The sequence below is a fragment of the Endozoicomonas sp. ALB115 genome (assembly GCF_049310245.1).
Classification (GTDB): domain Bacteria; phylum Pseudomonadota; class Gammaproteobacteria; order Pseudomonadales; family Endozoicomonadaceae; genus Endozoicomonas.
On the sequence record NZ_JBLYZG010000003.1, the window covers coordinates 152,826 to 174,431 of the forward strand.

19 protein-coding genes are annotated in these 21,606 nt (G+C 50.0%); 4 read left to right on the forward strand and 15 right to left on the reverse strand.

Translation table 11 applies throughout. The annotated features are described in order from the left end of the window. The first annotated feature begins 15 nt into the window (after window positions 1-15). Complete coding sequence (locus tag ACO6VE_RS02570; protein WP_422446633.1) at window positions 16-630, forward strand: LysE family translocator; 615 nt, start codon at window positions 16-18, stop codon at window positions 628-630. A 40-nt stretch (window positions 631-670) separates the two neighbouring features. Here ACO6VE_RS02570 and ilvD read toward each other — a convergent pair whose 3' ends face one another. Continuing rightward, entirely contained in the window at window positions 671-2,512 is a 1,842-nt protein-coding gene (ilvD, locus tag ACO6VE_RS02575) for a dihydroxy-acid dehydratase (RefSeq protein WP_422459542.1), read from the reverse strand. A 278-nt stretch (window positions 2,513-2,790) separates the two neighbouring features. Then, window positions 2,791-3,501, reverse strand: coding sequence for a DUF3581 family protein (locus tag ACO6VE_RS02580; RefSeq protein ID WP_422446637.1), 711 nt, complete (start codon window positions 3,499-3,501; stop codon window positions 2,791-2,793). Between the two features lie 415 nt (window positions 3,502-3,916). On the opposite strand from ACO6VE_RS02580, the gene ACO6VE_RS02585 reads away from it, so the two are divergent. Next, on the forward strand, window positions 3,917-6,484 hold the full coding sequence (locus ACO6VE_RS02585) for a hypothetical protein (RefSeq protein WP_422459544.1): 2,568 nt from the start codon (window positions 3,917-3,919) through the stop codon (window positions 6,482-6,484). A gap of 39 nt (window positions 6,485-6,523) precedes the next feature. Here the strand turns inward: ACO6VE_RS02585 and lipA are convergent, their stop codons facing one another. The 5 genes from lipA to ACO6VE_RS02610 all read right to left on the reverse strand — a co-directional run bounded on the left by lipA (window position 6,524) and on the right by ACO6VE_RS02610 (window position 10,582). Next, complete coding sequence (gene lipA, locus ACO6VE_RS02590; RefSeq protein WP_422459583.1) at window positions 6,524-7,534, reverse strand: lipoyl synthase; 1,011 nt, start codon at window positions 7,532-7,534, stop codon at window positions 6,524-6,526. Between the two features lie 153 nt (window positions 7,535-7,687). After that, window positions 7,688-8,395: a lipoyl(octanoyl) transferase LipB gene (gene lipB, locus ACO6VE_RS02595; protein WP_422459546.1), complete on the reverse strand. Its 708-nt coding sequence runs from the start codon at window positions 8,393-8,395 to the stop codon at window positions 7,688-7,690. A 14-nt stretch (window positions 8,396-8,409) separates the two neighbouring features. Next, window positions 8,410-8,676, reverse strand: a complete 267-nt coding sequence (locus ACO6VE_RS02600; RefSeq protein ID WP_422459548.1) for a YbeD family protein — start codon at window positions 8,674-8,676, stop codon at window positions 8,410-8,412. Between the two features lie 104 nt (window positions 8,677-8,780). Beyond that, window positions 8,781-9,992, reverse strand: coding sequence for a D-alanyl-D-alanine carboxypeptidase family protein (locus ACO6VE_RS02605; RefSeq protein ID WP_422459550.1), 1,212 nt, complete (start codon window positions 9,990-9,992; stop codon window positions 8,781-8,783). Window positions 9,993-10,114: 122 nt separating this feature from the next. Next, on the reverse strand, window positions 10,115-10,582 hold the full coding sequence (locus ACO6VE_RS02610; protein ID WP_422446645.1) for a GNAT family N-acetyltransferase: 468 nt from the start codon (window positions 10,580-10,582) through the stop codon (window positions 10,115-10,117). 231 nt (window positions 10,583-10,813) lie between these two features. On the opposite strand from ACO6VE_RS02610, the gene ACO6VE_RS02615 reads away from it, so the two are divergent. After that, window positions 10,814-11,257 (forward strand): hypothetical protein, encoded by a 444-nt coding sequence (locus ACO6VE_RS02615; RefSeq protein WP_422446647.1) that lies wholly within the window; start codon window positions 10,814-10,816, stop codon window positions 11,255-11,257. Window positions 11,258-11,292: 35 nt separating this feature from the next. Here ACO6VE_RS02615 and ACO6VE_RS02620 read toward each other — a convergent pair whose 3' ends face one another. From ACO6VE_RS02620 to ACO6VE_RS02655, 8 genes are all read right to left on the reverse strand, one after another. Further along, complete coding sequence (locus ACO6VE_RS02620; protein WP_422459552.1) at window positions 11,293-12,186, reverse strand: septal ring lytic transglycosylase RlpA family protein; 894 nt, start codon at window positions 12,184-12,186, stop codon at window positions 11,293-11,295. Between the two features lie 164 nt (window positions 12,187-12,350). Further along, window positions 12,351-13,421 carry a lytic murein transglycosylase B gene (mltB, locus tag ACO6VE_RS02625; RefSeq protein WP_422459554.1) on the reverse strand — a complete coding sequence of 357 codons (1,071 nt, stop codon included), beginning with the start codon at window positions 13,419-13,421 and terminating at the stop codon, window positions 12,351-12,353. 133 nt (window positions 13,422-13,554) lie between these two features. After that, window positions 13,555-14,700: a rod shape-determining protein RodA gene (gene rodA, locus ACO6VE_RS02630; protein ID WP_422459556.1), complete on the reverse strand. Its 1,146-nt coding sequence runs from the start codon at window positions 14,698-14,700 to the stop codon at window positions 13,555-13,557. Then, a complete protein-coding gene (mrdA, locus tag ACO6VE_RS02635; protein WP_422459558.1) occupies window positions 14,700-16,565 on the reverse strand; it encodes a penicillin-binding protein 2 in 1,866 nt (621 codons plus the stop codon). The genes rodA and mrdA overlap by 1 nt, the downstream gene beginning before the upstream one ends. A gap of 21 nt (window positions 16,566-16,586) precedes the next feature. Next, window positions 16,587-17,054 (reverse strand): 23S rRNA (pseudouridine(1915)-N(3))-methyltransferase RlmH, encoded by a 468-nt coding sequence (gene rlmH / locus ACO6VE_RS02640; RefSeq protein ID WP_422459560.1) that lies wholly within the window; start codon window positions 17,052-17,054, stop codon window positions 16,587-16,589. Next, on the reverse strand, window positions 17,054-17,401 hold the full coding sequence (gene rsfS, locus ACO6VE_RS02645) for a ribosome silencing factor (RefSeq protein WP_422459585.1): 348 nt from the start codon (window positions 17,399-17,401) through the stop codon (window positions 17,054-17,056). The genes rlmH and rsfS overlap by 1 nt, the downstream gene beginning before the upstream one ends. 156 nt (window positions 17,402-17,557) lie before the next feature. Further along, window positions 17,558-18,796, reverse strand: a complete 1,239-nt coding sequence (locus tag ACO6VE_RS02650; RefSeq protein ID WP_422447911.1) for a glutamate-5-semialdehyde dehydrogenase — start codon at window positions 18,794-18,796, stop codon at window positions 17,558-17,560. Window positions 18,797-18,896: 100 nt separating this feature from the next. Then, window positions 18,897-20,453, reverse strand: a complete 1,557-nt coding sequence (locus ACO6VE_RS02655) for a response regulator (RefSeq protein ID WP_422446659.1) — start codon at window positions 20,451-20,453, stop codon at window positions 18,897-18,899. Between the two features lie 245 nt (window positions 20,454-20,698). On the opposite strand from ACO6VE_RS02655, the gene ACO6VE_RS02660 reads away from it, so the two are divergent. Beyond that, window positions 20,699-21,595, forward strand: coding sequence for an SDR family oxidoreductase (locus tag ACO6VE_RS02660; RefSeq protein WP_422446661.1), 897 nt, complete (start codon window positions 20,699-20,701; stop codon window positions 21,593-21,595). Window positions 21,596-21,606 lie beyond the last annotated feature (11 nt).

Sequence of the window (21,606 nt, forward strand, 5' to 3'; positions counted from 1 at the left end):
AGAAGTAGTAGTGCAATGACAGCATCTTCCTGGTTATCCATCCTGGCCATTTGTGCGCTTGGTACCATCTCACCGGGCCCAAGTCTGGCGGCCGTCATGAAAAGTACCGTGCAGGGGTCCAGGGCCCATGGGCTGGTTACGTCGATTTCCCATGCCCTGGGGATTGGTATTTATGCGTTTCTGGTGGCGGCGGGTATCGGTGTTGTGATTACTGAAACGCCCTGGCTCTATAAATTCATTACCTATGCAGGTTCTGCCTATCTGGCCTGGATGGGGTATAAGGCTATTACCTGTGCATCCTCGTTAATTAACGACCAGCATCAGTTACAGCAACAGCTGAGCCTGAAACAGGCGGCAATTAACGGCTTTCTGGTCTCTTTCCTGAACCCCAAGATTGCCGTATTTTTCCTGGCGCTGTTCAGCCAGTTTGTGACGCCTGATTCCACGGTAATCACTCAGATACTGATGGCATCCATTGCCACACTCTGCGATGGCGTCTGGTATTGCCTGGTTGCCTCAGTAGCAGGCCATGGCAAAGTGCTGCCAGCGCTACGAAAAAGAGCCACGCTGATCAACCGGCTGTGTGGCATCCTGTTGATTCTGGTGGCTCTTCGTATTGTGTGTATGTAAGTAGTTAACCAGATGGAATCCTATTTTTCTGACTCAGTGATCAGTCAAAAAGGCTCAAGTCCCGAACGGCACCCTTATCTGCACTGGTGACCATACGGGCATAAGCTTTAAGTGCCGTGGAGACCCTTCTTGGCCGGGACTTAACCGGCTGCCAGGCAGCTTTCCCCCGGGCCTCCATGGCTGTCCGTCTGACGGCCAGCTGGTCTTCGGTCAACTGGACATTAATGCTTCGGTTGGGAATATCTATCCGAATGATATCCCCATTTTCCACCAGGCCAATGGCACCACCGGATGCGGCCTCAGGAGAAGCATGACCAATGGACAGTCCGGAAGTCCCCCCGGAAAAGCGTCCATCCGTCAGCAGCGCACAGGCCTTACCCAGCCCTTTCGATTTCAGATAACTGGTGGGGTAGAGCATTTCCTGCATACCCGGCCCACCTTTTGGCCCTTCGTAGCGAACAATCACCACCTCTCCCGGCTGCACCCGGTCTTCCAGAATAGCGTTGACCGCGTCCTCCTGACTTTCACAGATATGGGCCGGACCTTCGAAGACCAGGTTATCATCATCAACACCCGAGGTTTTGACGACACAGCCATCGGCGGCAATGTTGCCATAAAGCACTGCAAGCCCCCCCTCAGTACTGAAGGCATGTTCCAGTGAGCGAATACAGCCTTCTGCCCGGTCATCATCCAGTGTCTCCCAGCGATAATCCTGACTGAAGGCTTCTGTCGTACGAATACCGGCAGGACCGGCCTTAAAGAACGTTGTTACCGACTCATCACGGGTTTGGATAATATCCCAACGGGACAGGGCTTCACTGACGGTGGCGCTGTGCACCATGGGAATATCATTGTGCAATAATCCGGCACGATCCAGCTCACCAAGGATACCCATCACCCCACCCGCCCGGTGAACATCTTCCATATGGTATTTCGGGGTGTTGGGTGCCACTTTGCATAACTGGGGGATCCGACGGGATAACTCGTCAATATTACGCATATCGAAAGGTATGCCACCTTCCTGGGCAGCCGCCAGCAGATGCAGGATGGTATTGGTCGATCCACCCATGGCGATGTCCAGACTCATGGCATTTTCAAACGCCTTGAAACTGGCGATGGATCTGGGCAGTACACTCTCATCGTCGTGTTCATAATAACGCCGGGTGATGTCAACAATACGGCGAGCTGCTTCCAGAAACAGCTGTTCACGGTCAGCGTGAGTAGCCAGCATGGAACCATTGCCCGGCAGGGAAAGACCCAGCGCTTCCGTCAGACAGTTCATGGAGTTGGCGGTAAACATCCCTGAGCAGGAACCACAGGTTGGACAGGCTGAACGCTCATACTCGGCAACGGTTTCATCATCGGCATCTGAAGCGGCGATCACCATGGCATCAACCAGGTCAAGCCCATGTTGTGACAGTTTGGTTTTACCCGCTTCCATTGGCCCACCTGAAACAAAAACCACCGGAATGTTCAGACGCATGGCCGCCATCAACATGCCCGGGGTGATTTTGTCACAGTTGGAAATACAGACCAGCGCATCGGCTGTGTGGGCATTGACCATATATTCCACGGAGTCAGCGATGATGTCCCGGCTGGGCAACGAATAGAGCATGCCATCGTGCCCCATGGCAATGCCATCATCCACGGCAATGGTGTTGAACTCTTTCGCCACACCGCCATGCTGCTCAATTTCACGGCAAACCAGTTGCCCCATGTCCTTCAAATGAACATGGCCAGGTACAAACTGGGTAAATGAGTTAGCGACAGCAATAATGGGTTTGTTGAAATCCCCATCGTTCATACCTGTTGCCCGCCATAGCGCACGGGCTCCGGCCATATTACGGCCATGGGTGGATGTTCTGGAGCGATAGGCTGGCATGAAACAGTCCCTCTACTAACGGTCAATGGCAAATGGTTTTATTCTTGCTTCTGTCTGTACACGGTAACTTTTTAGAAAGCCAATGCACTCCTTGCTGACGGGGTTTTTATCGCCATCCAATGGCGGCCGGTTAGAATATCAAAATTCAGGCGATTTGTCTGACTATGTGGAAATACCACTGGAAAAACCGGAATCGAATCCACTCTTCAAAGTCATCACAGAAAATAAGACGTAGCCATTGAAAAGTGGCCATTACCAGGAGGGCCAAAAAAAGACGCTCAGCCGGCAAACTGGTGCTGCCGGGCGCTGTGTTTTTCAATCATGATATCAATGGCTTCCTGGTCATAGGGCCGCAAGCCGGAGAGAATCATGGTTTTCTCCCCCATCCCCACCACATCACCATTTTCACGGTAAACAAAGTTAAGCGTTACCTTACCGCGCTTGCCATTAACGTCCAGAGTCGCGCCTGCTGGTTCCAGGTGCGGGTTTACCAGGTCAACACGGGCCATTTTCAAGGTCATGCTGTCGTAAATGACCAGCGGTTTGACGGTATTGATCATTACCCCATGGGATTTCATCAGCGGCACAAAGACATTAGGGAAACTCTCACCGGAGAAGGCCACATAACTGCGCACCAGCTGCTCAATCATCAACGTATCGTGGCTGCAGGCTCCGTGGCGTTCAATATCCAGATACAGCTTGCCGGAAAGATCATAAATGCTCTTATGTCCTTTATCGTTGGTACAGATTTCCAGCTCAACACCGTCGGTGACCATACCATTGAAAGTGACACGCATATCGCTATACAGGCCTTCACTCAGCAGTATTTTGGCAAATAGCAGATCACCCGGAACGCAGAAGCGGGAGTTATCCACATCATGCAAAGGGTTAAAATCATTGGCAATGCGCTTCGCAAACTGGCTGGCCTGTTCGCGGGTAAAGGAAAAGCGGTTGTCTGCCAGAGAGGTACAGTATTGATCAATAAACATAGTGTTAAAGCTGAATTCCTGCCGCAGTCATCCCTTCAGTCAGACGGCACTCAATGCCGCTGGCTATCGGATGTTCAGTCATTAGTGACAAATACCCATGTAAAACAGCGAATATTCTACCCTGCTCTCGTCCACAGAACAGTAGGGACGGGAAAGCGGCTATTACTCAGAGGCATAAGAGCAATAGCCAGCACCTTACCATAAGTGGTTGACCAACCACTTATTTTTTGAATATCAAGCAAGCATTGCGAAGGCCGTAGTTTCAGGAAACACATCTTAAGTGAGTAGCCCCCCTGAAGCCTACCAGTAAATCGTAGCTTTTTGTTTAAAGCATCATTACCGAACTTAACGTTATTGCCGTGGTCTAAAGATACAGTTCAACTGCAATTCAACCCCTGACGCTAGACCCAAACCGATGGCAAACTCTTATAACCTATCCCCTCATCTACCGTTTGTCCCTCAAACCTCAAACGATCACGGGGCATTTCTGGAAGCATTAGCGTTAACTGAAGCGATAACGACGTTGAAGGCACATCTGCCAAAAGAGGGGCAAACACAGGAACCACTGGATCTACGTAACCGATCTGTCAAAGCAACTGAACATCCGGTTGTTCAGTACACGAACGCACAACTGGAAACGAAAAAAAAGCTGTGTCATCGAGGGAACAATGTCACTTTAGAAAGAGAAAAACGATATTTTCAAACGCCATCAGCAGAAACACTCTCTCATCTTCTGGACCAGTTCCAGACCACTTATGTGAAATTCTGGCAGCTACAGGAACTCGTGGAATCCAGAGCAGAAACTCCGCAAAAGAGCTTATTAACCATAGGGGATGATCTTGAACAGTTTGAAAATCACATTATTGATTTTTTACTGAGTTGCACACCTTCGGACCCGGAGCAAATTCAAGACCTTTTCTTAATAAGCATTTGGTTACAATGGATAAAAAACTCTAAAAATGAAATAGAATCGGCTAACCATGTTTTAATCAGCAAACGTATTTTGTCATTTTTCGAACATGAAAAAATGGCCAATATACCACTTGCCAAAATCAATCACAGAGTCACTTGCTGTGATCTGAGGAGCCAGAAAATGGCTCCTTATGATGAAGACTTACTGCCCACAGTCATCATCACAAGTATTACTAACTCATTACAATACATACTTTTTTTTAGAGACACTGAAACTATAAAAGCCAATATCATAAAATTTATTCATGACTCCGAATTATTTACAAGAAGGCAAGACGCGCATCAATGGCTTGCAAAAAATTTAACCATTGCAGAATGGTTCGGGTCTGCGCTCAATGTGGTTAATAAAGTAAAATGCAGTAATATTGCTACCATTCCCGGTTCAACAGACATTCCTGATTTAAACCCGAATTCGTTATTATTCTACGTATTTCGGTTTGGTGAAAATGGTCAGCTGGCATATAACTCACCGGACATTAGCCTGTCAGCATTGGAACAGCTCATCCGTTTCCTCCAGATCCCCGAATTCAAGAAAAAAGTATTACCTTTAATAGAGAAATTTGCATCAACAGAAATACACCTGCCAGTTTTGAATATTATTTGTAATTTTCTGATCAATCAAGATACCTTCCACCTTATCGATATCCCCAACAAAGACAGCAGGCTCTATTTATCCGCGGTTTTGTACTACCTGAAAAACGAACCTGAAAAAGCAGAAAGTGAGCTGTTAAAATCCCGGGTCCCTGAAGCCCGATGGTTACTCAGCAAGGTGTATGAGCAAAACAACCGATTGGAAGAAGCCATTCACCATTCCAGACTGGCCATACAACAAGGTATCAGTTCGGCCAACCTGCAACTGGCTTTGCTGCTGATCAAGAACAGCAAGAATGATCTCGGTTCAATAGAGGAAGTTATTACCCTTTTGCAGAGGGCTATAGAGCACTATGATTTTATCGATGCCAAAGACGTATCATTCTATATTCAGGGAATTATCGATGAACTGGAACTCTCCGAAACAAAACCACTCGCTCTGGAAGCGACATCTGACGAAACAAAGGGATCCAGAAAACAACGACGCCGCCCAGGCTCAACCAGAAAAGAGAAAACCACAAAAATACCGGGTAAAAAAAGATTTCAGGGAAGTGTACCCAGAGATCTGAAAGATCAAAAACCAAGCCCTGGCGAAGATCAATATTCTATCAACGCCAGCCCTGTGTGCTCCACAAGCATCAAAGAAAAACCCATTCAAGGGGAAAGCATTAAATCAATCCCTCGAATCCGGCTGTCCTACATCAGCCTCTCCGTTACACAGTTATTGCACAGCAACGACTTTGATCAGGCTCGAGCCGTATTAAAACAATTCTGTCAGGAAACCCAGCTCACAATACAACAGGCAAGCTTTGCTCACATGGATTTATGGAGCCTCAGAGTGATAGCAAAAGGATCTGAACATCTGGAAGCCTTCAATGCGTCAGCCAAACAAGAACAGAAGTCCGGTGAGTTAAATATATTGGCTCAATCCGGCAAAACACTAACCGATTACGGCCTGGACCGGAAGGCTTGCGACACGGTTTTATTATCTGACGACATTCCAAAAACCCAACAGGTCATTCGAAAACTGATTATTGATAAAGCGCTGGGATGGCTATGCTGCCTCCACCCTTGTGACCAGAATTTAGCCGACTATAAGGCTCAGTGGATCATTCAGCCCTGCACTATTGCCAGGCATCATTTAGCCGAATTTGAACATAGCCTGTCACTGACATTTGTCACCGGTTCTTTTTTATCCCTTATTGGTCATATACATGGTGATATGGCAACAGACTGTGATGACCAAAAAGAGAAAAACAGGCTCAAACAAAAATCGGGGGAATTTTATAGCACAGCCAATGAGTTTAATAGTTGGAGAATTCGATTAAAAAACGAACCCTTGTTACGTCATCGCATCGCAAAAAAAACCCCTTTAGGCGATATTCAAAGACTCAGGAAAAAACTGGCCAAAGAGCAATAGTGTCAAAAATGGGGGGATTGCCTCCCCCCCCCATTCGTATCAAAGACCAACGTTGTTCTTCTGTAAGACTTGCTCCGCACGATAACTGGATCGCACCAGCGCACCGGAAACGACTTCAAGGAACCCTTTTTCCAATCCCCATTGCCGATATTTTTCAAACTCTTCCGGCGTCACATAACGCTCAATGGGAAGATGGTTAACCGTTGGCTGCAGGTACTGGCCAAAGGTAACAATATCCACATTAATGGCTCTCAGATCATCCATGGCTTCCAGAATCTCATCATCGGTTTCACCGAGCCCCAGCATCAGGCTGGTTTTCGTCAGGACATCAGGACGGTATTTCTTGGCATGCTCCAACACAGCCAGTGTCTGCTCGTAACTGGCCCTGGGGTCACGCACGGGATGAGTCAGTCGGCGCACGGTTTCTACATTCTGGGCAAAGACTGCTATGGGGCTATCAACAACCTTTTCAACATGGGACATGACACCGAGAAAATCAGGTGTCAGAACCTCTACATCAGTATCCGGGTTTTCTTCTTTAACCCGGCGAACCACCGCAGCGTAATGTCCGGCTCCGCCGTCCGGCAGGTCATCCCGGTTCACCGAGGTCAGCACCAGATATTTCAGATTCATTAGCTTGACCGAGTTAGCGGTGTGCTCTGGTTCATCATGATCCAGCCACCCTTTGGGATTCCCGGTATTCACCGCGCAGAACCGGCAGGCCCGGGTGCAGGTATCACCCATCAACATGATGGTTGCAGTACCAGAGCTCCAGCACTCGTTGATATTCGGGCACATGGCCTCTTCGCAGACCGTACTGAGCTTATGCTCATGCACGGTACTTTTGACTTCTTTGTATTTTGTGCCGTGACTTGCTTTTATTCTGAGCCAGGATGGTTTCCGCTGAATCGGGGCATGCTGCCCCCCGGCACTGGCTTTAATGCCATTTTTAATGGCTGTGATACCTTTGTCATTGACAAATTTGGTGCCACTTTCTACTTTGACGCTACCGTCTATTTGCACGGTAGGAATAATATTTTCCGGTTTCATCCGTGGGCTTTCTCCGGTGAGGCCACTATTCGCCAGCTCATGACCTTTTAATGGCTCATGGCTGTCAAACGGCTCAAGACCGCTGTTTTCGGAATGAGTAGACATGCCTCCCCCTGTTTTTTTGGATTACTGCTAACTGGACTGGTAAACGGGTTAACTCTTATCTCCGCTATCTGCCGTCAACAGCTCATCAATCGCCGTTCTTTCATCAATATTGATGTAGCTGAGTGCTTTCTGAAAGCATACCAGTAAACGCCGACTCACTTCCTCCATATCGACATTTTCCAGCAGCGATGCCATATCCACCACATTAAGCCCGCGATAACCACAGGGATTAATTCGGTTAAACGGTTCCAGATCCATGTCGACGTTCAGGCTTAAACCGTGGTAAGAACACATCTTACGAAAGCGAAGCCCAAGGGAGGCAATCTTGGCACCATTGACATAAACACCCGGCGCATCCGGCCTGTTCTGTGCCTCTAAACCATAACCGGCCAGCATTGCAATGACGGCACTTTCCAATGCAGAAACCACAGCCCTTGGACCACTCTTCTTCCGGCGCACATCCATCAGGAAGTAAAACACCAGCTGCCCCGGACCATGATAGGTAACCTGGCCACCACGATCCACCTGAATAACCGGGATATCTCCCGGGAAGAGAACATGTTCCGGCTTGCCAGCCTGCCCCTGGGTGAAAACCGGGGGATGTTCCACCACCCAGAATTCATCCCGGGTCTGATCATCCCTCTTGGCAGTAAAGGCTTTCATAGCCTGCCAGACAGGCTCGTAGTTTCTCCGCCCGAGATAACGAACGATCAGGTCATTTTCAATACCGTCAGACTGTTGGGTGCTTTCAGCCATCAAAGCCCTGTCCATTACAAAACCATCTGAATACGGCCACTGGCTTTCAAATCTTCAAAGAGCGCCTGCAGTTGAGGTTCGCCAGTGGCATGAATAACCACGGTCACTGACATGTACTTGCCATTTCGGCTGGTTTTCATTTTGGCATGGCCATCGAAGTCCGGTGCGTGTCTGGCCAGCACCCGCAGCACAAAATCTTTATAATCGGGAGCGGAGTGCCCTACGATACGAATAGGGTAATCACAGGGGAATTCAATTTTCGGGGCCTGTGGCTCATTCATAACCATCTACCTACATCATTGTCGGACTGTACGTCGGACTATAAACAGTAAAAGCGCTGCACCCTCGGGAATACAGCACTTTTCACGCTTATCTTTAACCCGGGTTATGCAAACAGCCCGGTAAAGAACAAGACAATACTATCCCAGATACGCTTGAAGAAACCTCCCGGCTCAACAGCCTGCTGAGCAATCAGCGGCACCTCACGAACCAGTTCATCTTCCAGCATAACGTTCACTGAACCGATGGTCTGACCTTTCTTGATGGGCGCTTCCAGCTTTGGGTCGATCTTCAGAGAGGCGGTCAGGTTCTTACCCGTTCCCCTGGGCACAGTGACAATCAGGTCTTCGGTAATACCCGCAGTAATTTCACTGATGTCCCCTTTCCAGACCTTAACGGTTTGCAGAGGCTCACCACCTTTTTTAACGTCCACATTTTCAAAGAAGCGGAAGCCATAGGTCAGTAGTTTCTGGGCATCATCCGCACGCTGCTTCTCACTGGCGGAGCCCAGCAGCACAGCAATCAGACGGCGGTCATCACGCTTGGAGGTTACTGCCAGATGGTAGCCGGTGTCTTCAATATGTCCGGTCTTCAGACCATCCACATAGGGGTTGGTCCAGAGCAGACGGTTACGGTTTGCCTGACGACGCAGGGGTTTACCGGTTTTTTTGTCGACGCCGTACTGAAAATACTTCTCAGCATACCAGCCGTAATATTCCGGATAGTCCTGAACGATATGCTTGCCAAGAGTGGCCAGGTCACGGGCGGTCGAGTAATGGTCATCTATTGGCCAGCCGGAAGCATTCTGGAACAGCGTGTTGTTCATGCCAAGCCGCTGGGCGGTACTGGTCATCAACTGGGCAAAGGCTCCCTCGCTGCCAGCGATGTGTTCAGCAACCGCAACGCTGGCATCATTACCGGAAACGATAATGATACCTTTCAGCAAATCTTCCACCGTTACCCGTTCCCCAACTTCAATAAACATAGTGGAACCGCCCAGGCTCCATGCTTTTTCACTGACCAGAACCTGGTCATCACGGTGGATGTTGCCCGCAGCCATTTCCATTTCAGCCAGATACGCGGTCATCATCTTGGTCAGGCTGGCCGGATGCATGGGCTCATCGGGATTCTGTGAGGCCAGCACTTCACCGCTGGCGGCGTCCATCAGAATGTAGCTTTTCAGGGACACTTCCGGTGGTGAAGGAATCTGTCCAAAAGCACTGGCCTGACCGGCAAAAACAAGACCAGTCATGGCCAACGCTCTCAGCCAGTGGGGGGCCGCCAGCTTATGAAGGGAAGATAAAATTCTTTTGCCCATGCAGGTAAATGCTCTGAATATATGGATTTTCATCATTATAATGTTCAAGTCTTTAGAGGTTAACTGCAACTTGCAACAACTGATAACAATTCATCGATTGGCACAGCAGACCTCCCGTCAGGTCAGACGCGAGCAGGCCTATTCGTCATAAGGAATACTTTTTTCCCATGATGGATATCCTCATGAAAAGTACGCCAACCCAACCGCTCATAAAAGCTCACTTGATCCGGAGTATACAGGAATAGCGGACCCAGGTTCTGCTGCCGTGCATATCCCATTGCCACCTTTACCAGCTGCTGACCATAGCCATACCCCCGCTTCGACGGTTCCACATAGACATTGGCCAGCCATGGTGAAAACTCCGGATAGTTTGGCAGATCCTCTGTGAGAATGCTGACTGATCCCCAGACACTCCCTCCCTCTGCAAGCACCCAGGTTTGCGGGATCAGGTCGGTCAGCAAAGAAGCTTCCATATCCTCCCGAAAGTCACTCAAATCACTCCCGGGGTATAAAGCCCCCCACTCCCTGTAATGCCAACGCGCAACCGTTTCGATGCATGAGGGCAGGTCTTGCAAATTAACAATTTTCATCAGGATTAATAGCAAAGAAATCTATAACCATGATTGTACCCCAAAGCACTGAAAAACCTGACCTTGCGGAAAGCAGGGTAGCTAAAAAAACACTACAAACCTTACGCCCCAAGGCCTTACGGTGACAATGAATTATTCGGGCAAGGTTGCCAAACGCCCTCTATTTTTATCTGTGAATACACGACTATGAGCCAGCAATGCCTTTCAACCGTAACAGTAATCAATAACTCTATGATTGATAAAACATGGGACAGTGGGAGTGACTCAATGTTAAATGAAGACCTGTACGAGTGTCTGATTGAACTCGGTATCAATGAACCCAAAGCTCGGGCAGCAGCAAAAGAGAATGCCAAGCTGACGGAAATGAGCGAAGACATTGTCACCATACGACAAACGGTCTTTGAACTCACCCGCCAGAGCAGCGGGATGAATGAGCGCCTAATCAATGTTGAAGAACTGATGAAAGCTCTGATTCAGCGCATCAACAGTATGGAACAGTGGCAGACTCAAACCGATGAACATCTGACGGATTTTGAAGGTCGCCTGACGGGGGTAGAAGGGAAATTGATCGGTGTTTCAGGCAGGTTAACCGGCGTTGAAGATCGTCTGACCCGTGTAGAAGATGAACTGGCCGAAATCAAAGGCATGCTGAAAATACTGGTTGATAGAGAATAGGACAGAGTTCATCCATCCTATCCATAGCCCGAATCTTATGGGGCTTTGACTACCTGTTCAGATTGTTCTGCCTCTACTTCAGTCACCATCTTTTCGGAAGTTACCGCATCACCCATGGACTTTTCATCGACAGGCTTTTCATACACAAGATAGGGCGACGCAAACTCAGCAGAGCTTAACCCCTCCAGCAACTCTTCCAGATGATCAGGACTTTCTACCGGACCAATCCTCACCCGATACAGCGGTTCTGGCGCATCCCCCTTGACCACTTTCGCCTGGACACCCGCTCGGGAAAAGAGATCCCGACGTAAAAGTTGCGCGTTATGGTAGTTTTTAAAGGCGGCCAGTTGCAGGTAGAGCAACTCTCCATCCCGTTCATGGGCGGGAGAACGGGCAAAGGTCTCCGGGTCAATGCCTTCTATTGCCACATTCGCCAGCCCTGAATCAGCAAACCCCAGCTTTTTTGCCGCAACATAAGAAAGATCGATCAGTCGGTCACCATGAAATGGCCCACGGTCATTGACCCGCACCACCACCGACTGACCATTCTCCAGATTAGTGACCTTGACATAGGAGGGCAGTGGCAACGTTTTATGGGCCGCCGTCATCTTGAACATATCATAGATTTCACCGTTGGCCGTCTGCTTCCCGTGAAACTTGGTGCCATACCATGAAGCCTCGCCCTTTTCTGCATAACCATTGGCAGAGGCCATCGGCTGATAGTGAATCCCACCCAGGGTATAGGGTGTATTTTTAACAGGGACCTGTATCGGCGACGGGACTGCGTCAGGAATGGTACTGATATCAACGGAATCCGCCGGTGGGCCATCCTGGACCTGTGGACTACTGCTACAGCCAACCAGGGCTGATAGCATGATGGCCGGAACCAGCCGGAACCCCCGGGTGTTGATTCCCACGATTTTCTTCATTGATACCAGGCCTGAGAGACCGGCTCCAGATCGTCCCATTTGATCAAACATACTTTTCAACGTTAACAAATAATATTCCTGAGGGTTCGTTATCACTCAACCGGGAAGCCGCCAAGGGCTCACCTTACAGTGAGCCTTCAGCAAAGACCAGCCCGGGAAAACCATCACCCCTGTTTACCTTTCGCAACCTGCTTTTGCAATGCCAGAGACCGTTTATAACTGTCCCTCACTTCTCTGGACAACTGATAAACGGCAAGGGCATACATCTGGCTACGGTTGTAGCGGGTAATGACATAAAAATTATGCAGTCCGACCCAATACTCCACGCCAGCACTGCCTTCATGTTTCATCGCCAGAACTTTAGAGGATTTCGGTACCATTTTCGGCACAGCCCACCCGGCTTTTTGCACAAGACTCAGTTTTTTGTCCGGTTTCAATCCTGAAGAGACCATCTGCTCATGCTTAACGCCTGAAACCTTTGCCTGAACTGCCACACCACTGCCGTATTTCCAGCCGTGTTTTTGCAGATAGTTGGCAACGCTGGCGATGGCATCCTCATCGCTTAGCCAGATATTTGCCTGCTGATCGCCGGTATAATCGACCGCATAGGCGCGGTAGCTGGACGGCATGAATTGAGGAATGCCCATGGCTCCGGCATAGGACCCGGTCAGTTCATCAACGTCCAGATTCTGTTCACGGGCGAGCAGCAGAAAATTTTTCAGTTCTTTGCGGAAAAACTCACCTCTTCGGGGAAAGTCAAAGCCCAGCGTCGTGAGCGCATCCAGCACTTTAAAGCCACCGGTCTGCCGACCGTAATAGGTTTCTACACCAATAATCGCCACAATAATATTGGCTGGCACCCCCAACTCCTGTTCAACACGGGCCAGGGTTTCGGCATTTTCTTCCCAGAAGCTGACACCCTTCGCTATCCTTTCTGGCGTGATAAATATCTTGCGGTAGTCTTTCCACTCCAGAGTCCCTTCGGCAGGGCGACTGATCAACTCCAGTGCCCGCTCGGAACGCTCCGCCCCGGCCAGAATATCCTCAAGCTCTGTCCTGGAAAAACGGTGTTCAGTTACCAGTTCATCAATAAAAGCATCAACATCCTGCCTGCCCAGATAGTCACTGTCGTGATTTTCCTGGGCTAGTGCCCAGGTGACAGGTGTAGCAACCACAGCAGCCATCAGCAGGCCACCACGAAACATTCGACGGAATACCCCGGGAAAATTTTTCATGTATCCGTACCTATTCAAAAATAACAAACTCAGGGTTCTCACAAACACCAAAACAACGACAACGATACATAACCCAACCTGCCTCTACATTAATCGACAGTGGTTTTGAATTCTATGGAAGAAAGGTAAAGATCTATTGGGAAGCCCTCAGAAAAGAGCGATGGGTATGTATCGACATCAGAAAACCAAAACCGGCCAGCAGGGTCACCAAAGAAGTCCCTCCCCGGCTAACCATGGGTAATGGAACGCCTACCACTGGCAGGAGTCCACTGACCATCCCGATATTGACAAAGATATACACGAAAAACGTCAGAGTAATACTACCTGCCAATAAACGACCAAAGAGCGTCTCGGCATTCAGGGTGATGAATAGTCCCCGCCCCAGAATCAGGGTATACAGGGCAAAGAGCACCAGACATCCCATCAGGCCAAACTCTTCCGCCAGAACGGCAATGATAAAATCCGTATGGCTCTCTGGCAGAAAATCAAGATGCGATTGCGTGCCCTGTAACCAACCCTTGCCATAAAGCCCACCGGAACCAATGGCGATGGTGGATTGGATGATATTCCAACCGGCTCCCCACGGGTCACTTTCAGGGTTCAGAAATGTCAGCACCCTCCGCTTTTGATAGTCATACATAAAGAACTGCCAGAACACATAGATCGCTGGTGCCGCAAGACAGATGGCAGAAAATATCATGCGCTTGCGCAAACCGGCCAGCAGCAGCACAAACAGGCCCGATGAGCCAATCAAAATAGACGTGCCAAGGTCAGGTTGTTTGGCAATAAGTACCACCGGCACAGCAATAATAATCAGTGAGAAAATCACATCTTTAAACGAAGGAGGCAGTGGACGCCTGGCCAGAAAAGCTGCCATGGTAATCGGCATAATCAGCTTGATCACTTCCGATGGTTGAAACCGGAAACCCGGCAGCTGAATCCAGCGCTGCGCACCTTTGGACTGTACGCCCATAAACAGAACGGCCAGCAATAGCAGCACCCCTGCCACATAAAACCACTTGGCCCACTGCATCAGCACCCTTGGCGGAATCTGGGCCACGATCAGCATGACGGTCAGACTGATGCCCAGGTAGGTTGCCTGTCGAATAACAACCGACATATCCCGACCGGTGGCACTGTAAAGAATAAAGAGCCCCGCACCACAGAGTAAAAGCAGAAACCCGAGCAGCATAAAATCAATATGCCAGCGCATGGACAGTCCCGGGCCGCGGCCAAACCCGTGGAGATCGATCTGGCGAACAAAATCCTGGTTGGCCATTATTTCTCTCCCTTCACTTGATGGCTGTTGGCCGTTAATCTTGGCAGCAGGTAGGAATCCATAACCTTTCTGGCGACATTGGCAGCACCATTGCTGTTTTCCAGAATAACAGCAACGGCAATCAGGGGATCTTCTACCGGTGCAAATGCGACAAACAAACTGTGATCCCGCTCGAACTCTTTCAGCTTCTCAGCATCGTACTCCTCTCCCTGGGGAATACTGACCACCTGCGCTGTCCCGGTTTTACCGGCCATACGATACTTGAGTCCCCGACCGATTCGCCAGTGTGCGGTTCCCCCCGGAGAGTGAACAACATCTTCCATGGCTTTGATAATGAGTTCCCAGTTCTTGGCTTCCGCCTCGGGAGTCCGGCCAATGGTGATGTCATCCCCCCAGAATTCCCCCTGGATTTCAGGAATATCCTCTTTCACCAGGCGGGGCTGAACATACTTGCCACGGTTGGCGATAAGCGCCGTTGACTCTGCCAGCTGCAAGGGGGTTGCCAGCATATACCCCTGCCCGATGATCGCAATCACCGTTTCACCCGGATACCAGGGCTGGCCATAGGCACCTCGTTTCCACTCACTGGAGGGCAAAAGGCCCGGACGCTCTTCCCTTATATCAATGCCGGTTTTGTGGCCAAAGCCGAATTGATCAGCAAAATCATGGAGATTATCGATACCCAGCTTCCCGGCCTGAATATAGAAATAGGTATCATTGGATGCTGATATCGCGCGGGATAAATCAACCCAGCCATGACCGGAACGTTTCCAGTTACGAAAACGGTGATCACTGCCCGGTAGCTGAAACCAGCCTTTATCAAAAATTCTGTCCTCTGGTTTGACGATATCATTCGCCAGCAGTGCCAGCCCCATCACCGGCTTTACTGTGGAAGCGGGTGGGTACTCACCTAATGATGCCCGATTGTACAACGGTCGCTCGATATCTCTGTTGAGCGCATTGAACGTTTTACTATCAATCCCCGTCACAAACAGATTGGGGTCAAAGGATGGATTGCTGGCCATTGCCAGCACCCCGCCGGTTTTCGGGTCCATGGCCACCAAAGCCCCTCGGCGGCCATTGATCGCATCAATCGCCACCTTTTGCAGCTCACTGTCCAGATAAAGGTTAAGATCCTGACCGGCGTGCGGGCTAACTTTTTTCAACACGCGCAATACCCGGCCACGGGCATTGGTCTCTACCTCCTGATGACCGGGTTTACCCAGAAGTACCGACTCATAGGCGCGCTCTACACCAATCTTGCCCGTGGTATGAGTGCCAGAGTAGAGAGTCGGGTCCAGACGTTTCAAATCCCGATCATTGATTCGGCCTACATAGCCGATGCTGTGGGCAAAACGCTTTCCTTCGGGGTACTGTCGAATCAGTTCAGCATTGATATCCACCCCCGGCAAACGGAAAAGGTTCACCGAAATCCGGGCAATCTCTTCGGCGGTAAGATCAAACTTCAGAGGCACTGCTTCATAAGGTCGGCGTCGTTTAACCCGTTGATGAAAACGCTGCAGCTCACCGTCGGTCAGAGACAAAATATGACCAATATCATCCAGCAAACCAGCAAGATCTTTGGTCTGCTCCCGAACAATCGACAATATATGGCTGGGCTTGTTAACGGCAAGAAGCTTGCCATTGGTGTCGTATATCAGGCCACGGGTAGGAGGGATTGGCTGAACCAGTACACGGTTCTCATCCGATTGCGTGGACAGCTCATTGTAGCGAACAACCTGAAGATAGAAGAGGCGGGAAACCAGCCCCATAGCAAGGAGCACCATAAAGCCAATGGCAGCCCAAATCCGGATATTTACCAGTCTTTTTTCTGCCCCATGGTCCTTTAAGGTATCCTGCGGCATGTTATATCTCAGTCATCAGTTTTACTTGTGGTAGGGATGATTGTGAAGAATGCTCCAGGCTCTGTAAACCTGCTCAGCCACCACAACCCGGACCAGCGGGTGCGGCAATGTTAATGGCGACAATGACCAGCGGAGATCCGCCTTTGCCAGACATGATGCATGCAAACCTTCCGGCCCGCCGACCAGTAAACTGACGTTGCGGCCACTGTGCAGCCACGCCCCCATATTGTCCGCCAGCTTCTCTGTGCTCCAGGCCTTGCCCATAATTTCCATGGTGACCACCAGGTCGCCTGAACCCACAGCAGCGAGCATCTGGCCAGCCTCTTTCTCCTGAAGGCGATTAATGTCAGAGCCTTTACTGCGCTTACCGAGAGGAATCTCAACAAGCTCCAGTTTCACGTCCGCACCCAGCCGACGACTGTATTCCTTATAGCCCTCTTCAACCCAACCCGGCATTTTTGAGCCAACCGATATCAGCCGAATCCGCATCAGGAGGGCTCAGCGACAACCAGGTCAGCACTGTCCCAAAGTCTTTCCAGGTCATAGAACTGGCGGGTAGCAGGCAGCATCAGGTGGACAACGACATCACCAAGATCCACCAGAACCCACTCGGACTTGTCCTGACCTTCAACCCCTAACGGTCGAACACCCTGTTTCTTACACTGCTCAATGACATTATCCGCCAGCGACTTTACATGACGGTTGGAGGTACCACAGGCAATCACCATAAAATCGGTAACAGTGGTTTGACCCGAAACATTCAAACAGGTGATTTCATTACCTTTTACTTCTTCAATAGCTTCGACAACAAGCTGTTTTAACTCATCAGAATGCATAGACTGCAAAATTAACCTCGTATTGACGATCCGGCAGAGCATGCTTTGTTACCCTGTGCCGAATCAGGCCATTTAAACAGGGCAGGCTCTCAGCATTAATCATAGAAGTCAATGCCCGATACCCTCCAGAGGCGGAAATCCACTATCAGAGCAGTATCACTGGCGAATATGGCCATCCCCAAAAACCACATACTTTTGCGAAGTCAGCCCTTCCAGGCCGACAGGCCCACGGGCATGGATTTTGTCGGTAGAGATACCAATTTCAGCACCCAGCCCATATTCAAACCCGTCGGCAAAACGGGTGGATGCATTCACCATAACAGAGCTTGAATCCACCTCCCGCATAAAGCGGCGGGCACGGGTAAAGTCCTCAGTGACGATGGCATCGGTATGATGAGAACCGTAGCGATTGATATGAACGATTGCTTCATCCATATCCAGAACCACTTTAATGGCCAGAACAGGGCCAAGGTACTCTTCTGACCAGTCTTCTTCAGTTGCTGCTACCGCACCGGGCAGAATCTCACAGGTAATAGGACATCCCCGCAACTCAACACCCTTCTGGGAATAAAGTCCTGAAAGCTCCCGCAGCAAAGGCTGAGCCACATCCTGATGCACCAGCAGCGTTTCCATGGCATTGCACACACCATAGCGATGGGTTTTCGCATTCATGGCAATCCGGACGGCCTTGCTGTGATCGGCCCGATCATCCAGATAAACATGGCAGACACCGTCCAGGTGTTTAATCACCGGTACCCGGGCGTCAGCACTGATGCGCTCAATCAGTCCCTTGCCACCACGAGGTACGATCACATCGACGTACTCAGGCATGGTGATCAGCACACCGACAGCGGCACGGTCAATAGTTTCAACCACCTGAACCGCATCTTCAGGCAGCCCTGCCTGGGCCAGCCCCTGCTGAATACACCGGGCAATAGCCTGATTGGAGTGAATGGACTCACTGCCGCCACGGAGAATAACCGCATTGCCAGATTTCAGACACAGGCTCGCTGCTTCCACGGTAACGTTTGGACGGGACTCATAGATAATGCCAATGACGCCCAGAGGCACCCGCATTTTGCCTATCTGAATACCGCTGGGCACATACTTCATATCATCAATAGTGCCGATGGGGTCTGGCAGGGCGGCCACCTGACGGAGACCTTCAATCATGGTATCAATTCGGGCATCGGTCAGTTCAAGGCGATCCAGCATGGCGGCATCAAGCCCACGTTCCCGGCCAGCGTCCAGATCCCGGGTATTGACAAACTTCAGCTGTGAACGATCCGCTTCCAGTGCGTCTGCTATCGCCAGAAGTGCCCTGTTTTTCATCGCAGTATCAGCAACAGCCATCTCCTTACTGGCCTGCCGGGCTCTCTGGCCCAGTCCATGCATGTACTCCGTCACTTGATCAGCCAATGTCTTTTCTCCCGGCAACTTGCATCACCACTATCGTTTATTCTCTGCAATAAAAGGCTGCAAAACAGCCATATTATCAGTCCGCAATCGGCATGGTAAATTCAAATATCGTCCCGCCTTCCGGGTGACGCTGGAATGTCAACCGACCACCATGGGACTGTATAATGGAGTGACATACCGTCAGTCCAATACCCATACCATCCGCCTTGGTAGTGTAAAACGGCGTAAACAGTTTTTCTTCGGCATCATCTGCCAGACCATGGCCACGGTCAATGACCGACACTTTGACAAAGTTATCATCCAGCTTTTCGGTGCGAACATAGACACCGATACTGCGGGTCTCCATATCTCTCATCGCTTCCATGCCATTACGAATCAGGTTCAATGCCACCTGCTGGATCTGCACAGGGTCAACCTTCACATTCGGAAGCCCCTCTTCCTGCTCCAGATGGATTTCCATATGGTTGTTACGGGCGTCAACTTCGGCAAGCTTGTAGGTATCCTGAATCAACCGGTTGGGATCGACGCTGCCCAGAACATGGTCCGGTTTCTTCACAAAAGAACGAATACGGGCAATGATTTCCCCGGCCCGTCGGGCCTGGGTATTGACTTTTTCCATGGCCTCGGAAAGACCAAGGTCATCCGCCAATTCCAGCCGGGCCAGCATCCTTCTGGCCACCTGGGCGTAATTGGAAATCGCGGTCAATGGCTGATTTACCTCGTGGGCAAAGCCAGCGGCCATCTCACCCATGGTGCTCAACCGGGAGACATGGGTCAGCTGCTCTTTCTGGCTTTCCAATTCATCCAGGGCCTTCTGCAGGGCTTCCTGCTGCCTTTTTTTCTCGGAAATATCCCTGAACACAACCACTGCGCCACTGGGGGCACTGTTTTCCATAATCGGCGTACAGGAAAAATCCACCGGAAATGGCGAACCGTCACTGTGCAGGAACGTGGCATTTTCAACAGTTTTACTGACACCTTTGTTCAGGGATACCTCAATCGGTACCAGTGGCCCTGATGGGGCATCTTCACTCCCTTGCATCAACTGAATCAGGTTCTGCCCCGTCAGTTGTTCTATGGACCAGCCGGTCATGGCAGAGGCTGCCGGGTTGGCAAAGGTAATCAGTCCCAGTCGATCAAGGCCGAATATCCCTTCATTCATACTTTCCAGAATGCGGGCCTTATCAGCCTCCAGCTGTCGATTTCTCGCGGAAAGTGCCTGTTCAAGCTTATGGATTTTCAACTGGGTCTGTACCCGGGCAATGACCTCTTCCGCTTGAAATGGCTTGGAGATAAAGTCCACTGCGCCGGTTTCCAGGCCCCTGACCTTGTCTTTGGTGTCATCCAGGGCGGACAGGAAAATCACGGTTATATTGCGGGTTTCCGGGCTTTCCTTCAGCCGTTGGCAGACCTCATAGCCATCCATGCCGGGCATCATAATATCCAGCAACACTAAAGCGGGTTTTGCCTTGACAGCGATCCTGAGAGCACTCTCTCCATTCTTGGCAATAAGAAGCTTATAGCCACGGCCACTGAGGGTTTGCAGTAATACCTGCAAATTTGTCGGATTGTCATCCACAAGAAGAATACGCTCTTCTTCATGCTGCTCTACAGGAGCTTCAGCCAGATACATCGTCAGCAGATCCTGATTTCAGAAGGTTCATCAATGTAAAAATAGACGGAAATAAGTGGCTTATCTTACTATAACTTCGGCTTTTATCAGAGACCTTACTGCCATCAATCACTCTGACCAATGTCTTCAACATTGAGAATTCTTTTCCTGAGTTCTCTTATTCATGTTTCAATAGAGCTATTTCCCGTATTGATTCAATGGCGTTGAATCGCCCGTGATCATTAACTCATAACGGCCGAGTGCTTATGAAAATACTATTGATTGGTGGTACCGGGCTGATCGGCCAGGAAGTACAGCGGTTGTTCCTTGACAAGCAGATCCATTGTATCGCTCCGAAAAGGGATGAATTAAATCTGGACAATCCTGAGTCCATTGATGTCTGCCTGAAAAATTACCAGCCAGATATCGTGGTCAACTGTGCAGGTTATAACGATCCGGTGAAGGCCGAAAACGAGCCCTCCAAATGCTTCCGGATCAACCGGGATGCCATGGCGACACTGGCGGATGGTTGCCACCGACAGCAGGCCATTCTGGTCTATATTTCCACCTACCGGATTTTTGATGGCAGCAAAAAGGAAGCTTATACCGAAAAAGATATACCTAACCCTGCCGGTGTTCTGGCCACCAGCCGATGGCAGGCAGAACAGCAAATCAGTGAGCGCTGTCCAAGGCATATCATTCTTCGTCTATCCTGGGTCATCAGCCACCGGCGCACCAACCTTTTGAAGTACCTTCTGGACCAGATCAGCAAAGAGCAAGAGGTTGCCGTGGTATCCGATCAACAGGGGTGCCCGACCCCCAGCGACGATGCGGCAAGAGTTATTGTCGCGATCATCCAGCAACTGGGCTGTGGCGCTGAACCCTGGGGTACTTATCATTACGCCGGTGCAGAGTCTATCTCGGAAAACCGTTTTGCCGAGGTGGTGATTTCTGAGGCATCGCAATTTCAGGACCTGAAAATCCGAAAACTGCGTATGGATAAATTGAACGATCGTAATGGTATTCAGGCACCAGCCAATGCAACCCTCTCCTGCCGGAAAATTTTAAGTACCTTTGGCGTTCATAATAAACCCTGGAGAGGAGCCCTCGCCCGGATGATCAGAAGCTATTATGAAAGCGGTAACACTGAAATAACGTCATGAGGATAGCCATT